The organism is Tardiphaga sp. 285_C5_N1_2 (assembly GCF_052076065.1).
Lineage (GTDB): Bacteria > Pseudomonadota > Alphaproteobacteria > Rhizobiales > Xanthobacteraceae > Tardiphaga > Tardiphaga robiniae.
Window position 1 is genome coordinate 5,482,663 of sequence record NZ_CP197241.1, and the last position, 13,559, is coordinate 5,496,221.

The window sequence follows — 13,559 nt, forward strand, 5'->3', positions numbered from 1 at the left end:
GGCGTGATGTCTTTAGAGAGCTCAAATCGGACTTGAGAGAATGAAGCGGAGGAGAGATGCCCCTCTCCTCCGCTCCCACACACGATCAGCTCTTGATGTCAGCCGACCAGGTCTTTTCGATCAGCTTGACGACGGGTTCCGGCATCGGAATGTAGTCGAGCTCTTCAGCCATCTTGCCGCCCTTTTCGAACGACCACTTGAAGAACTTCACGGCTTCAGCCGATGCAGCCTTATCGACCGGAGTCTTATGCATCAGGATGAAGGTCGCGGCAGTGATCGGCCAGGACGCGTCGCCCGGCTGGTCGGTGAGGATCACGTAATAGCCGGGAGCCTTGGCCCAATCGGCATTCGACGCAGCGGCCTGGAAGGCAGCGATGGTCGGCTGCACGGTCTTGCCAGCCTTGTTAATCAGACCGGCATAGGTCAGCTTGTTCTGCTTGGCGTAAGCATATTCAACGTAACCGATGGCGTTCTTGGTCTGACCGACGTTGCCGGCAACGCCTTCGTTGCCCTTGGCGCCGACGCCAACCGGCCACTCGACGGCGGTACCGGTGCCGACCTTGGTCTTCCAGTCAGCCGAGGCCTTCGACAGATAGTCGGTGAAGTTGAAGGTGGTGCCCGAACCGTCCGAACGACGAACGACGGTGATGGCAGCCGACGGCAGCTTCAGCTTCGGGTTCAGCTTGGCGATGGCAGCGTCGTCCCACTTGGTGACCTTGCCGAGATAGATGTCGCCGAGCACTTCGCCGGAGAGAACCAGCTCGCCCGAGGCAATGCCTTCGAGATTCACGACGGGAACGATCGCGCCCATCACCATCGGCCACTGAACCAGGCCGTCCTTCTCGAGCTGCTCAGCCTTGAGCGGCGCGTCGGTGGCGCCGAAGGTCACGGTCTTGGCCTGGATCTGCTTGATGCCGGCGCCCGAACCGATCGACTGGTAGTTCAAACCATTGCCAGTCTCTTTCTTGTAGGCGTCGGCCCACTTCGAATAGACCGGGAACGGGAAGGTTGCGCCGGCACCCGTGATGTCGGCGGCAAATGCCGAGGTCGAGGCGGCGACGAGGCCGGCAGCGACGATCGCTTTGAGGAATTTCATGGGATGTCTCCAATCTCGTGAGCGACCGCGCCGGATGCGCCAGTTGTGCTCACGCCGCCCGTTTAGGGGTGGTCGATTGTGCTTTTATGATAGTTCCGTGACACTTGGATGACGACGTCAAACATCTGTAAATGCTTTGTTTTTCTGCCTCCGCGGATAATTTTACCGTGCAAATGACAGCGAAAATGCCCTGCCATAAGGGTCATGCCAGGCCGTCAAAATCCGCCGTCACAGGGGTTAACAATATGTTTCAGCACGCGGAATCCGGCCTCGCGTGCATGCGCGCGAATGACAGCGGCGGGCACGATATTGAGGGGGATCGGACGCAATGCCGCACCATCCGCCAGGGCTTTTTTGACTGTCTGAGCGAAGCGCAGCGATGCCCGACCGCCCGAGGGCGGCCCTGACGGGCGCAGGAGAACGAAGGGAGTTTAAGGCGTCAGGACGCCGCGGAGGTAGGAGGCGCCGGCGGCGTCTTCACCTGCGGAAAGGCGGCGGTAAAAGTCGCGCCGTTCTTCGGCACGCTTTCGATCAGCAGCCGGCCGCGGTGCCGGTTCAGGATGTGCTTCACCAGCGAGAGGCCGAGGCCCGTACCGCCCTGTGCGCGGCTGTCGCCGACATCGACCCGGTAGAAACGCTCAGTCAGGCGCGGCAGATGCTCGGGGGCGATGCCCGGGCCATAGTCCCGCACGGCGACGCGGATTTCCGGCACACCCTCCGAAGTCGACTCCGTGGTCAACGATACGTCCACCTTGCCACCGGACGCGCCGTATTTCAGCGCGTTCTCGATCAGGTTCTCGAACAGCCGAAGCAATTCCTCGCGATCGCCAGCGATGGACACCGGCGTCTCCGGCAGCGCCATTTCGATCCTGACGTTGCGCTCATTGGCCAGCGGCTCCAGCCCGTCGCCGACTTGGCGGATGATGGGGAGAATATCGACCAGCGTATCTGGCCGCACATGCGCCGACAGTTCGACGCGCGACAGCGACAGCAGATCATCGATCAGCCGTGCCATGCGGGTCGCCTGCGCGTGCATGATGCCGAGAAAGCGCTCGCGCGCCTTGGCGTCGTCCTTGGCCGGTCCCTGCAACGTGTCAATGAAGCCGGACAGCGCCGCCAGCGGCGTGCGCAGCTCGTGGCTGGCATTGGCGACGAAGTCGGCACGCATTTCCTCGACACGGCGCAGCGGCGTCTGGTCGTGGAACGTCATCAGCATGCAGGTGTCGGTGCCGCCAAAGGCGGTCGGAACCGGCACCGGCGTGATCATCAATTCCATCCAGCGATCGACGGGAACGTGGTCGAGATAAGTCGCGCGGCGCGGCTCGGTGGTGGCGATGGACTCGCGCAAGGCGGTGATGATCTCCGGCGAGCGCAGCGCGAATTGCGCCAGTTCGTTCTTGCGGAGTGCCGGCGCGAGCTGCGCCGCTGCGGCATTGAGATGGATGACGCGGCCGGCACGGTCGAGCAGCACGGCGGGATCGGGAATGCCGGCAATGATGGCGCGCACCGCAGGCGCCTCGACAGGATTGGCGGCCAGCGCCTCGTCGCGCGCCGTCACCACGTCATGCAGCCGCCACGGCACCAGCGCCGCGCCGGCGATGCAGACGAACACGATGCCCGCGCGCACAGGCGACAGCTCGCCGAAAAACACCAATGCGGCCAGCGCCAGGCCGGCGGCCAGCAGGATGATCGCCGAATGCCGCAGCCGGTCCGGCCACGGCGAAAACATGGTCGATGGAGAAGCTTCAATGGCCATCTGAACCGGATCTCTTCCTGCTGCGAATGCGAACGTATATCAGGCGCCGGAGCGACCATGTTCCTTGAGCGGGTGGCCGACGCCGGGCTTGGCGTCCGCCGCGACCGCCTGCAGCTTTTTCGATCGCGAACCGATAATAAGCTCGCGAAGCGTCAGTAACATGACTGATATAAAGAACGGCGCGAGGTAATAAAGCACCCTGAACAGCAACATGCCGGCCAGCAGCTTTTCCTGATCCATCATTTCGAGGCCAACCAGCATGGCGGCGTCGAACACGCCAAGACCGCCGGGCGAATGGCTGGCGAAACCCAGCAAGGTGGCCGAGACGAACACCACCGCCACCACGACGAAACCGACGTCAGGCTCGGCGGGCACCAGCATGTACATCGCCAGCGCACAGAAGCCGAGATCGATGATGCCGATGGTAATCTGCAGCAAGGTGAGCGGGCCGCCCGGCAGTACCACCGACCATGGGCCGCGGCCGACGCTGCGCGGCTTCATCCAGACCCAGACCACATAGCCGACGAGGCCGGCGAGGATGATATAGGCCAGGATGCGGTTCATCCATGGCGGCACCTGGTTGATCGCGCTGGCCGCCTCCGGGTGATAGGCGATGCCCATGCCGAGTACCGCGAGATTGCCGAGCCAGAAGGTGAGGCCGGCAAGAAAGACGATCTTGGCGACATCGACGGCGCTGAGATCCCAGGCCGAATAGATGCGATAGCGCACCGCGCCGCCGGTGAAGACGCTGGCGCCGACATTGTGGCCGATCGAATAGCTGGTGAAGGCCGCCAGCGCGTTGATCCGGTACGGCACGTCGCGGCGACCGATCGTGCGCACCGCAAACCAGTCGTAGAATGTCAGGGTGAAATAGCCGGCGGCGACCGACAGCGCCGACAACATGATCAGCCGCGGCTCGGTCTCCGTCATCGCCCGGAAAACGGCAGCAGCGTCGATGTTGCGCAGCTTGTGATACAGCATGTAGCAGGCGATGCCGATCACCGCGACGCTGATCAAGACACCGAGCTTGTGCAGGATTTGCTTCTCGCGCAGAAACGAGATCGCCCTGCGTATTGCTTCCAGCATCTCAACCTCGAATGCGATCCCCTGACCAGAGAGATCTGGACCAGGAAGTCAGACTAGCCTCGGCGGAACCGCCACATCAGTTGTCTCCGGCACAACCGTCGTAGCGCGTTTTGCGGCAAAGTGGAATTCGCCGGCTGTGAATAAAAACAAGCCACATCAGTATATTAGGTCAGTCCTAACAAACCACCAGCCTCTCGGGCGCATTCGCTGCGGCAAAATGCCAACGTCCTGACGCGTCTCACGTGACAATGAGGCTTTCGTGACCTCATGCCGCCGATTTGGCGGCGAGACGTTGATAAAAAAGACGGCAGCGGCATGCGCCACAGACCTCAGGTCGCGCGGGCCTGCTGCCTGGTCACCACGATGTCGCGCAGCCACGACCCGATGGCGCAGCCGACGAGATAGAAGCCGAACAATGCAAGGCCGAGATCGAGCCAGTAGCCGAAGCGGCCGGGCACGACTTTGGCAATCGCGACGCCCACGATGACAACGGCGATCACCGACAGGCGCTGGATCCAGACCCGCGACACCGAACGCCCGCGATAGACCACGGCGATCCAGCCCATGCAGAAGCCGATCAGGAACGCCCCGAGCAGCCAGCCCCAGTGAAACATCGCAAGATAGGTCATGGCGCTTGCCTCACGACGAATTCGATCCGGCGATTCTGCAGCTTGCCTTCGTCGGTATCGTTGGTGGCGATGGGTTGGGTGCTGCCGTAGCCGATCGTCGAAAAACGGTCCGCAGGCAGGCCGGCCTTCACGAGATATTCTTCGACGGCGAGCGCGCGCTTTTCCGACAGCGACTGATTGAACGCTGCGTCGCCATCGCCGTCAGTGTGACCGGCGATCTCGACCCGGACATTGGGACAGCGCATGGCGATTTCCACGAGGCGATCGAGCAAGCCGGCGGAATCCACATTGATGCTGGCGCTGGACGGCTCGAACCGGATGCGGCCCTTGGTCAGGTTCTGCGCGAAGAGCTGCTGGCACACGCTGGCATCGACCGGTGCCGCGGCGGGCTTCACCGATACTTCGGCTTTGGCCTGCCAACCCTGCGGGAGCTCGCGCGCCAGGCTTGCGCGTATCTGGTCGGCGGCCACTTCGTAGAGTGCGTCACCTGACAGCTTCACCTCGCGGTCGGACACCACCAGGGTCCCCGTCGACAGCCGCGACAGCGCACCCAGCGCCGTGGTCACCGCTGCGGCAAAACCGCCGGGCGCGCCGATGCTGGCCTTCAGGTTATCGACGATCTTCTCATTGCCGAACTTGCGTCCGGCAGCCGACGCCAGCGCGGCGTGAATGGTGTTGTCCGGGACATAGCCGCTCAGCGTCAGCGTATTCGTCACCGGGTCCTTGTTGGCCTGGAACACATAGGGCGGCGCCTTGACGTCATTGGCCGCGACCGTGAAACCTTCCGGCAGATTCTTCAACGCGGCCGCAATGGCTTCGCGGCCACCGAGATCGCGCGCCATGCCGGAGAGGCTGACATTGGTATCCGAAATCACCGCCTTGCCTTCCTTCAGCTTGGCGACCTGATCGAGCAACAGCACAGCCGCGGCATCGAACCGCGGCGGCGCGCCGCGCTTCAGACCCATGCGGTCGGAGACCTCGGTTCCGCTGAGTGCGGCGCGGGCCGCTTCCACGATGCGCGCCTTGCTGGCAGGCAATGGAGCGGTTCCCCACAGCGTGACGCGGACATTGTCGCGCTCCGCGACCCAGACGAACGGCTTGGCTTCCGCGACGAGGCGGGTTTCGTCATTGACCAGGCGAACGCCGGGTGTGGCCTCGACCGACGAGACCGCACTGCGGCGACCATCTTCGGAAAACGCTTCGGCAGAAAACGATACGTCACGGCCGGCAACCGTGATCTGGCTCTTGTCGAGGATCGTGTTTTTCAGCGCCGCAGTGCTGTGCGCCGTTAAATCCGTTTCAAGCGGAATCGTGCTAACCCAGGCAGCAACCGCCCAAAGGATGGCAAGCGGGATGAGCCCGGGCCACCATTTGGCACTCCACCTGTAAAATCCGTGCATTCGACGTCCTGCGGGTCTGGAAACAGAGAGAAAACAAACCCTTGCGGGACTGTCAAATTGAAATCAAGGCAAACCTCTGGCGTCGCCGCGGGTATTCGAATAACGCTTTGTTCAATCGTTTCTGATCATTTCCGTGGGTAGCATCAATTGCTCGGTCATACGATGAAGCAGATTCGCAACACGATTATTCGTGCCGGCCTGGACGCGCTGTATTTCAGCGGCGCCCACCGGGTGTTGCGACCTATCTTCGGCGGCGTGGGCACCATTTTCATGCTGCACCATGTGCGCCCTGCGCATGCCGGTCCGTTCCAGCCCAACCGTCACCTCGAGATCACGCCCGATTTCCTGCGCGCCACCCTCGCTTATCTGCGCGCAACCGACGTCGATATCGTGACGCCCGATGAAGTGCAGCGGCGGTTGACGGAACGGGATTTCTCGCGCCGCTTCGCCTGTTTCACCTGCGACGACGGCTATCGCGACAACCGCGACCATGCATTGCCCGCGATGCGGGATTTCGACGCTCCCTTCACGGTCTATGTCACCAGCGACTTCGCCTCCGGCACAGGTCGGCTGTGGTGGGTGGCGCTGGAGCGTGTCGTTACCAGAGCCGATGCGATCGAGGCCCCGATCGACGGACAGATGGTGCGCCTGGACACATCGACTCTCGCCGGCAAGGACATGGCGTTCGACCGCCTGCATGGCTGGCTGCGCGGATTGCCGGAAGAAGCGGATATCCGCCGCGAGGTCAGCGCACTCTGCGCTGCGCATGGCATCGACGAAGACGCGGTCAGCCGTGAGCTGTGCATGTCGTGGGACGAACTCAAACCTTTTGCCGCCGATCCGCTGGTGACAATCGGCGCGCATACCGTCAGCCACTGCAATCTCGCCAAACAGACCGAAGCGATGGTCGTGCATGAGCTGTCAGCCAGCCGCACCGATATCGAAAACGTTCTGCAGCGCCCGGCCGTGCATCTTGCCTATCCCTATGGCGACCGCTGCGCCGCGGGCACACGGGAATTCGCACTGGCGAAAAACGCCGGCTTCGAGACAGCCGTGACGACGCGCCCCGGCGTGATCGCCTCGGACAACTTCTCGCAGCTCACAGCGCTGCCGCGGGTCTCGCTGAACGGCAACTATCAGGACACCCGCTATCTGCCGGTGCTGACCTCCGGCGCGGCCACCGCGATGTGGAACGGCTTCCAGCGCGGCGGCGTCGGATAGTCTGGCCCGCTGCAGGCGAACTGCAGCCTTACCGGAGTCGCGGGTCCCGCGCCGGATCAGACCGGCTTTTGCGGCAGATCGGCATCCGGCGGAAAATACACGCCCGACATCGGATCGACCCAGCACAGATGCTCGTTGACGCTGGTTACGCCAGCCACATTTTCAGCAGCCACGACGATCGCCCGACGGACATTCTCGTCCGTGATGAAGCCGTCGATATCCACGACGCCATCCTTCACCCGGACGTCGAGGCCGAATGGTGTCCATTCGTTATGCCTGAGCACAGCGACGATGCGGCGGCGGATCAACGCATCACTCGACCCGACATCGGAGACATCGTGCATGATATCGGCGATGGCTTCGACGAAATTCTGCCGGCTGACGATACCCACGAGCTTGTCGCCCTGCAGCACCGGCACGCGCTTGATGTGATACTTCTCCATTACTTCAACGATATCGGCCAGACCGGTCTCCTCGGTCACCGTGCGGACCTCGCGAGTCATGATCTCATGCACCTTGCGGCCGGCTTCGCGGACATAATCGATAGCCTGCAGGCTGGGGCCACGCACGAACTCGAGCCAGCGCGGACGCCTGCGCTGCGTGCCGACCTCGTGCCGACGCAGGAAGTCCCGCTCGGTCACAATGCCGACCAGCTTGCCGGCCGCATCCACCACAGGCAATCCGCTGACGTGATAATCGATCATCAGCCGCGCAGCTTCGCTAATCGACGCGTCCGGCGACACGGTGACGAGCTTGCGGGTCATAATTTGATGGGCTCTCATGACACTCTCCCATTGGGTTGAGGTCCGCTTGCTGGACGAACCAACGCGAGAAGCCTACGCCGGCTGCCGGTTCCGGCCTTGATCTGGGTCAACTGCAGCAGCGCTTGTTGACTCGCCTTGTTGACTCCCCCTGCCCGCCGCCGCACACAATCGGCCCAACGACAAAACAAACGGGAGGCGTCATGTTCACCAATCTGTTTTCGCTCGATGGCCGCATTGCACTCGTCACCGGCGGCTCGCGCGGCATCGGCAAGATGATCGCGGCAGGATTTCTCAGCCAGGGCGCGGCGAAGGTCTACATCACCGCGCGCAAGGCCGGGCCGTGCGAAGCCACCGCGAAAGAACTCTCAGCGCAGTATGCCGGTGAATGCATCGCACTGCCGATCGACATCTCGACCATGGCCGGCATCGAGATGCTGGCTGCCGAAATCAAGAAGCGCGAACCCAAGCTCGACATTCTCGTCAACAATGCGGGCGCCGCCTGGGGCGCGGACTTCGATGAATTTCCGGAGAGCGGCTGGGACAAGGTGATGACGCTGAACGTCAAGACGCCGTTCTTTCTGACCAAGGCACTGGCCGGGCCGCTGCGTGCAGCAGCCAGCGCGGACAAGCCCGCCAAGGTCATCAATATCGCTTCCATCGACGGCATCTTCGTCAATCCGATGGAGACCTATTCCTATGCGGCGAGCAAATCCGGCCTGATCCACCTGACGCGGCGGATGGCCGTCAAACTGATCCAGGATCACGTCGTCGTCACGGCCATCGCGCCGGGCCCGTTCCAGTCCGACATGAACAAGGCTGCACGCGACAATGCCGATGAAGTGGCGACCCGCGTGCCCGCCGGCCGGATCGGCACCGACGAGGACATGGCGGGCGCCGCGATCTATCTCGCTTCGCGCGCCGGCGATTACGTGGTCGGCGCCACCATCGCGGTGGACGGTGGCATCGTCTATGCGAATCCAGGCATCAAAGGCGACGGCTGGGATTGAGGTCACGCACGCCACGTCATTGCGGCCCTCGGGCTGCAATGACGTGCGATCGCTGCCGATCTATCAGCCTCGGCTATAAACTAAGCAATTAACCAGCGCCCGGCCTGCAAGCGACATTTAGGCAGCAAAGCTATTCTTAAATAACCATCTGATTTATATAAATATAATATCCTGAACTATTCCATCGTCGCAGTTGTACACAATGGCACGCTGCTTGCTTTGTTAACCTCTGAGACATCCATGCCTCGGGGAGTACACGGCAATGGCGGACTCACTGCATACAACGACGGTCCTTGCAGAACCTGGCCCGATCGCGATCGACTGGGGCACGACAGCGCTCGTCATCATCGACATGCAGCGCGATTTCATGGAGCCCGGCGGCTTCGGCGAGACGCTCGGCAACGACGTGTCGCAACTCGCCAGCGCCGTCGCCCCGATCGCCGCGGTCCTGAAAGCCGCGCGCGAAACCGGGATGATGGTGGTGCACACCCGTGAGGGGCACCTGCCCGATCTCTCCGACGCACCGCTCGCCAAGATCGAACGCGGCGCGCCGTCCCTGCGGATCGGCGATCCCGGTCCGATGGGACGCATCCTCATTCGCGGCGAGGCCGGTCACGACATCATTCCCGCGCTCTATCCGGTCGAAGGCGAGATCGTCATCGACAAGCCCGGCAAGGGCGCATTCTACGCCACGACGCTCGGCGCCGATCTCAAGGCGCGCGACATCGACACGCTGCTGGTCTGCGGTGTCACCACGGAGGTCTGCGTCAACACCACCGTGCGCGAGGCCAATGACCGCGGCTATCGCTGCATCGTCATTTCTGACGGCTGCGCGTCCTACTTTCCTGAATTCCACGAGATGGGCCTGAAGATGATCAAGGCCCAGGGCGGCATCTTCGGCTGGGTCGCCTCATCCGCCGCAATCCTTGAAGCAATGACACTTTCTGAAAATGCACCGGAGACTTCCAACAAACTTGCAGCAGGAGCATCACGATGAGCACGACCGCGGGGACGTTTTCTAAAGATTCTGCCGGCAAATCCGACTTCAAGCCCGCTCTATGGACACCGGGCGACTGGAATGCGTTTTTCGGCTTCGGCACCAATATCCTCGTCAACATGCTGGTGCTGACCGGCCTGCTGCGCTTCGTGCTGAAGATGCCTGACAACATCGTGTTCGGACGCATCCTGCCGGCGATGGGCCTGATGATGTGCCTGTCGACGATGTACTACGCCTGGCTTGCCTACAAACTGGCGCAGAAGACCGGCCGCAGCGATGTCTGCGCGCTGCCCTCGGGCATCAGCGTGCCGCATATGTTCATCGTCACCTTCGTGATCATGCTGCCGATCTCGATCACGACGGGCGATCCCATCAAGGGCTGGGAAGCCGGCCTCGTCTGGGTGTTCTTCCAGAGCTTCATCCTGATGATCGGCGGGTTCATCGCGCCCTGGATCCGCAAGGTGACGCCGCGCGCCGCACTGCTCGGCACACTGGCCGGCGTCTCCATCGCTTTCATCGCCATGCGTCCGGCACTGGAAATGTTCATGACGCCGGTGATTGGTCTCACATGCTTTGCCATCATCATGCTGAGCTGGTTCGGCGGCTATAAATATCCCAAGGGAATTCCGGCCGGCCTCGTCGCGATCGGCGTCGGCATGGTGATCGCCTGGGGCTCGAACCTGTTCGGTGTCGGCATCGGCGGCGTCAGCGTCGCCGGCGTCAAGGCAGCCTTCACCAATTTCGGCTTCTCGGTGCCGATCCCGGCCTTCGATCACGTGTTCTCGGGATTCCAGTTCCTCGGCATCATCCTGGTCACCGCCATTCCCTATGGCATCTACGATCTGGTCGAGGCGATGGACAACGTCGAAAGCGCGGAAGCTGCCGGCGACGAATATCCGACCACCCGCGTGCTGACCGCCGACGGCGTCGTCTCACTGATCGGCTGCCTGATGGGCAACCCCTTCATCAACGCCGTCTATATCGGCCATCCCGGCTGGAAGGCGATGGGCGGCCGGATCGGCTATTCGGCAGCAACGGGCCTGATGGTGATCGTACTTTCCTGGTTCGGCGTCATCTCACTGATGCTGGCCGTCATCCCTGTGGTCGCGATCTCACCGATCCTGCTCTATATCGGCATGTTGATCTGCGCGCAGGCGTTCGAGACCACGCCACGCGAGCACGCGCCCGCCATCGCGCTTGCACTCACGCCGCATCTTGCGGCCTGGGCCACGGTGCTGCTGTCGGGCGCACTCGGGGCCGCCGGCATGAATTTCGGCGCGATCCACTCGCCCGAATTCATCGCCAAGATGGGGCAGAACGGCGTGCTGTTCCACGGCCTTGAAGTCATGGGCGGCGGCTCGATCCTGGTCGGCCTGGTGCTCGGCGCCATCGCGGTGTTCGTCATCGAGCGCAAATTCATCAATGCATCGGCCTTCGCTCTGGCCGGCGCCGTCCTGACCTATTTCGGCTTCATGCATGGCGAGGCGATCGGGATCGGCGGCGGATTGGGGGTGACGCCCGGCGTCGCTCTCGCTTATGCTCTCGTTGCAGCCGGGCTCTTTGCCGCGGACAAGTTCGGCGCAACCAGCCTGTCTTCTGTCCCGCAATCGGAGCCGCCACTTGCCGTGCCTGCTGAATAACATCGTCTCAACCTGCGGGTGGCACACCCGTGCCATCCGCAGCAGGTTCGCATCGTGAGTGAATCCGTTCCCGAGACCATCGCCGCCATCGTCGCCGCGCACCGCGCCGGCACCGTGACGCCCGCACAGACGGTCGCGCGCAGCTATCAGCGCATCCGCGACCGCGGTGACACGGCGATCTTCATCACGCTCCGCGTTGAGGCCGAGGCGATTGCCGAAGCCGAGGCGCTCGCTGCGAAGGATCCCGCGACGCTCCCACTCTATGGCGTGCCGGTCGGCGTGAAGGACAATATCGACGTCGCCGGCCTGCCGACCACCGCCGCCTGTCCCGCTTTCGCCTATAACGCGACGCGTGACGCCAGCGCCGTGGCGCGGCTGCGCGCGGCGGGTGCGATCATCATCGGCAAAACCAATCTCGACCAGTTCGCGACAGGTCTGGTCGGCGTGCGCTCGCCCTATGGCATTCCCAAAAACGCGATCCGCGACGATCTCGTGCCCGGCGGATCGAGCTCCGGCTCTGCCGTTGCGGTATCCGCAGGCCTCGTGCCGCTGACGCTTGGTACAGACACTGCGGGCTCCGGCCGCGTGCCGGCCATGCTCAACAATATCGTCGGCCTCAAGCCCAGCCTTGGCCTGATACCGACCGCCGGTGTGGTGCCGGCCTGCCGCACGCTGGATTGCGTGTCGATCTTCACGCTGACGGTGGACGACGCTGTTGCCGCGCTCGATGTGATGGGCGGCTATGACGCGCATGATCCCTATTCGCGCAAGCGGGTGCCGGGTTCGCTCACCGACTTTCCGAAGGGCCTCAAGCTCGGCGTGCCGCGCAACGGGCAGTTGATCTTCTTCGGCGACAAGGCCTCGGAGAAAGCCTATGCGGACGCGCTGAAGCGCTGGACCTCGCTCGGCGCGACGCTGGTCGAGTTCGACCTCGAGCCGTTCTACGAGACCGCGCGGCTGCTTTACGACGGACCATGGGTCGCCGAACGCCTGCTGGTGATCCGCGACCTGCTGGCCTCTGCGCCGGATGCAATTCATCCGGTGACGCGCGAGATCACCATCGCCGGTGCACGCCAGAGCGCGACCGATACGTTTGCGGCCCTGTACAAGTTGCAGGAGCTGAAGCGTGTCGCAGAACAGGCTTTCACTGCTATCGACGCGCTGGTGCTGCCGACGGCGCCGACCGCCTATACGACGGCGCAGGTGCTCGCCAACCCCATCGAGCTCAATTCCCGGCTCGGCACCTATACCAATTTCGTCAACCTGCTCGACCTCTGTGGCCTCGCCATCCCCGCGGCCATGCGTGCCGACGGCATCCCGTTCGGCATCACGCTGCTGGCACCGGGTGGCGATGACGCCTTGCTGGCGAGCATCGGCCGCGTGTTTCACGCCGACACCAAATTGCCGGTTGGCGCCGGGGCCCTGCCGCAGCCGGCGCTGGCGCCGCTGTCCACTGAGTTGGCCGAAGGCGAGATCGCGATCGCCGTGGTCGGCGCGCATCTCTCAGGCATGGCGCTGAACGGCGAGTTGCAGGCCCTCAATGGTCGCCTGCTGAAAGCCACGACGACGGCGCCGGACTACAAATTCTATGCACTCAACGGCACGACGCCGGCGAAGCCCGGCCTGCTGCGCGTCGCCGCTGGCTCGGGCGCGGAAATCGCTGTCGAAGTCTGGGCGCTGTCGGCAGAGGCTTTCGGCAAATTCGTTGCATTGCTTCCGCAGCCGATGTCGATCGGCACACTGACATTGTCCGACGGATCGAGCGTCAAGGGCTTTCTAGTGGAAGCCAAGGCGACGGAAGGCGCGCGGGACATCTCGTCGTTTGGCGGATGGCGGGCGTATATGGTAGAAAAAAAGTAGCCGCACGCAGCGTCGCTACTATTGAAACGCTGTCATGGCCGGGCTTGTCCCGGCCATCCACGTCTTCTCACGCACCGCAAAGACGTGGATGCCCGGGACAAGC

General features: G+C 63.0%; 11 protein-coding genes. 5 read left to right on the plus strand and 6 right to left on the minus strand.

What is annotated here, in order from left to right; genetic code table 11:
• Positions 1 to 85: 85 nt before the first annotated feature.
• From pstS to AB7951_RS25995, 5 genes are all read right to left on the minus strand, one after another.
• Positions 86 to 1,096 carry a phosphate ABC transporter substrate-binding protein PstS gene (pstS, locus tag AB7951_RS25975; protein WP_120287914.1) on the minus strand — a complete coding sequence of 337 codons (1,011 nt, stop codon included), beginning with the start codon at positions 1,094 to 1,096 and terminating at the stop codon, positions 86 to 88.
• Positions 1,097 to 1,535: 439 nt separating this feature from the next.
• Positions 1,536 to 2,852, minus strand: coding sequence for an ATP-binding protein (locus tag AB7951_RS25980; RefSeq protein ID WP_089266759.1), 1,317 nt, complete (start codon positions 2,850 to 2,852; stop codon positions 1,536 to 1,538).
• A 39-nt stretch (positions 2,853 to 2,891) separates the two neighbouring features.
• Complete coding sequence (locus tag AB7951_RS25985) at positions 2,892 to 3,938, minus strand: lysylphosphatidylglycerol synthase domain-containing protein (protein WP_089266758.1); 1,047 nt, start codon at positions 3,936 to 3,938, stop codon at positions 2,892 to 2,894.
• Positions 3,939 to 4,267: 329 nt separating this feature from the next.
• Positions 4,268 to 4,567 carry a hypothetical protein gene (locus AB7951_RS25990; protein ID WP_120287913.1) on the minus strand — a complete coding sequence of 100 codons (300 nt, stop codon included), beginning with the start codon at positions 4,565 to 4,567 and terminating at the stop codon, positions 4,268 to 4,270.
• Positions 4,564 to 5,967, minus strand: a complete 1,404-nt coding sequence (locus AB7951_RS25995; RefSeq protein WP_120287912.1) for an OmpA family protein — start codon at positions 5,965 to 5,967, stop codon at positions 4,564 to 4,566. The genes AB7951_RS25990 and AB7951_RS25995 overlap by 4 nt, the downstream gene beginning before the upstream one ends.
• A gap of 162 nt (positions 5,968 to 6,129) precedes the next feature.
• Between AB7951_RS25995 and AB7951_RS26000 the strand changes: the two genes are divergently transcribed.
• Entirely contained in the window at positions 6,130 to 7,188 is a 1,059-nt protein-coding gene (locus AB7951_RS26000) for a polysaccharide deacetylase family protein (RefSeq protein WP_120287911.1), read from the plus strand.
• Positions 7,189 to 7,244: 56 nt separating this feature from the next.
• Here AB7951_RS26000 and AB7951_RS26005 read toward each other — a convergent pair whose 3' ends face one another.
• Positions 7,245 to 7,970 carry a CBS domain-containing protein gene (locus tag AB7951_RS26005; protein ID WP_120287910.1) on the minus strand — a complete coding sequence of 242 codons (726 nt, stop codon included), beginning with the start codon at positions 7,968 to 7,970 and terminating at the stop codon, positions 7,245 to 7,247.
• 182 nt (positions 7,971 to 8,152) lie between these two features.
• Here AB7951_RS26005 and AB7951_RS26010 point away from each other — a divergent pair, with 182 nt between their 5' ends.
• From AB7951_RS26010 to atzF, 4 genes are all read left to right on the plus strand, one after another.
• The gene (locus AB7951_RS26010) at positions 8,153 to 8,959 is read left to right on the plus strand and encodes an SDR family oxidoreductase (RefSeq protein WP_068737620.1); all 807 of its coding nucleotides are present in this window, start codon (positions 8,153 to 8,155) and stop codon (positions 8,957 to 8,959) included.
• 262 nt (positions 8,960 to 9,221) lie between these two features.
• Positions 9,222 to 9,956 (plus strand): isochorismatase family cysteine hydrolase, encoded by a 735-nt coding sequence (locus AB7951_RS26015; RefSeq protein ID WP_120287909.1) that lies wholly within the window; start codon positions 9,222 to 9,224, stop codon positions 9,954 to 9,956.
• Positions 9,953 to 11,596, plus strand: coding sequence for a regulator (locus tag AB7951_RS26020; RefSeq protein ID WP_439066652.1), 1,644 nt, complete (start codon positions 9,953 to 9,955; stop codon positions 11,594 to 11,596). The genes AB7951_RS26015 and AB7951_RS26020 overlap by 4 nt, the downstream gene beginning before the upstream one ends.
• 54 nt (positions 11,597 to 11,650) lie before the next feature.
• Entirely contained in the window at positions 11,651 to 13,456 is a 1,806-nt protein-coding gene (gene atzF, locus AB7951_RS26025; RefSeq protein ID WP_120288120.1) for an allophanate hydrolase, read from the plus strand.
• The last annotated feature ends 103 nt before the right edge of the window (positions 13,457 to 13,559 follow it).

Bases quoted from the DNA above. Each gene is read 5' to 3' on its own strand.
- pstS (WP_120287914.1), bottom strand. From the start codon at position 1,096: ATGAAATTCCTCAAAGCGATCGTCGCTGCCGGCCTCGTCGCCGCCTCG.
- AB7951_RS25980 (WP_089266759.1), bottom strand. From the start codon at position 2,852: ATGGCCATTGAAGCTTCTCCATCGACCATGTTTTCGCCGTGGCCGGAC.
- AB7951_RS25985 (WP_089266758.1), bottom strand. From the start codon at position 3,938: ATGCTGGAAGCAATACGCAGGGCGATCTCGTTTCTGCGCGAGAAGCAA.
- AB7951_RS25990 (WP_120287913.1), bottom strand. From the start codon at position 4,567: ATGACCTATCTTGCGATGTTTCACTGGGGCTGGCTGCTCGGGGCGTTC.
- AB7951_RS25995 (WP_120287912.1), bottom strand. From the start codon at position 5,967: ATGCACGGATTTTACAGGTGGAGTGCCAAATGGTGGCCCGGGCTCATC.
- AB7951_RS26000 (WP_120287911.1), top strand. From the start codon at position 6,130: ATGAAGCAGATTCGCAACACGATTATTCGTGCCGGCCTGGACGCGCTG.
- AB7951_RS26005 (WP_120287910.1), bottom strand. From the start codon at position 7,970: ATGAGAGCCCATCAAATTATGACCCGCAAGCTCGTCACCGTGTCGCCG.
- AB7951_RS26010 (WP_068737620.1), top strand. From the start codon at position 8,153: ATGTTCACCAATCTGTTTTCGCTCGATGGCCGCATTGCACTCGTCACC.
- AB7951_RS26015 (WP_120287909.1), top strand. From the start codon at position 9,222: ATGGCGGACTCACTGCATACAACGACGGTCCTTGCAGAACCTGGCCCG.
- AB7951_RS26020 (WP_439066652.1), top strand. From the start codon at position 9,953: ATGAGCACGACCGCGGGGACGTTTTCTAAAGATTCTGCCGGCAAATCC.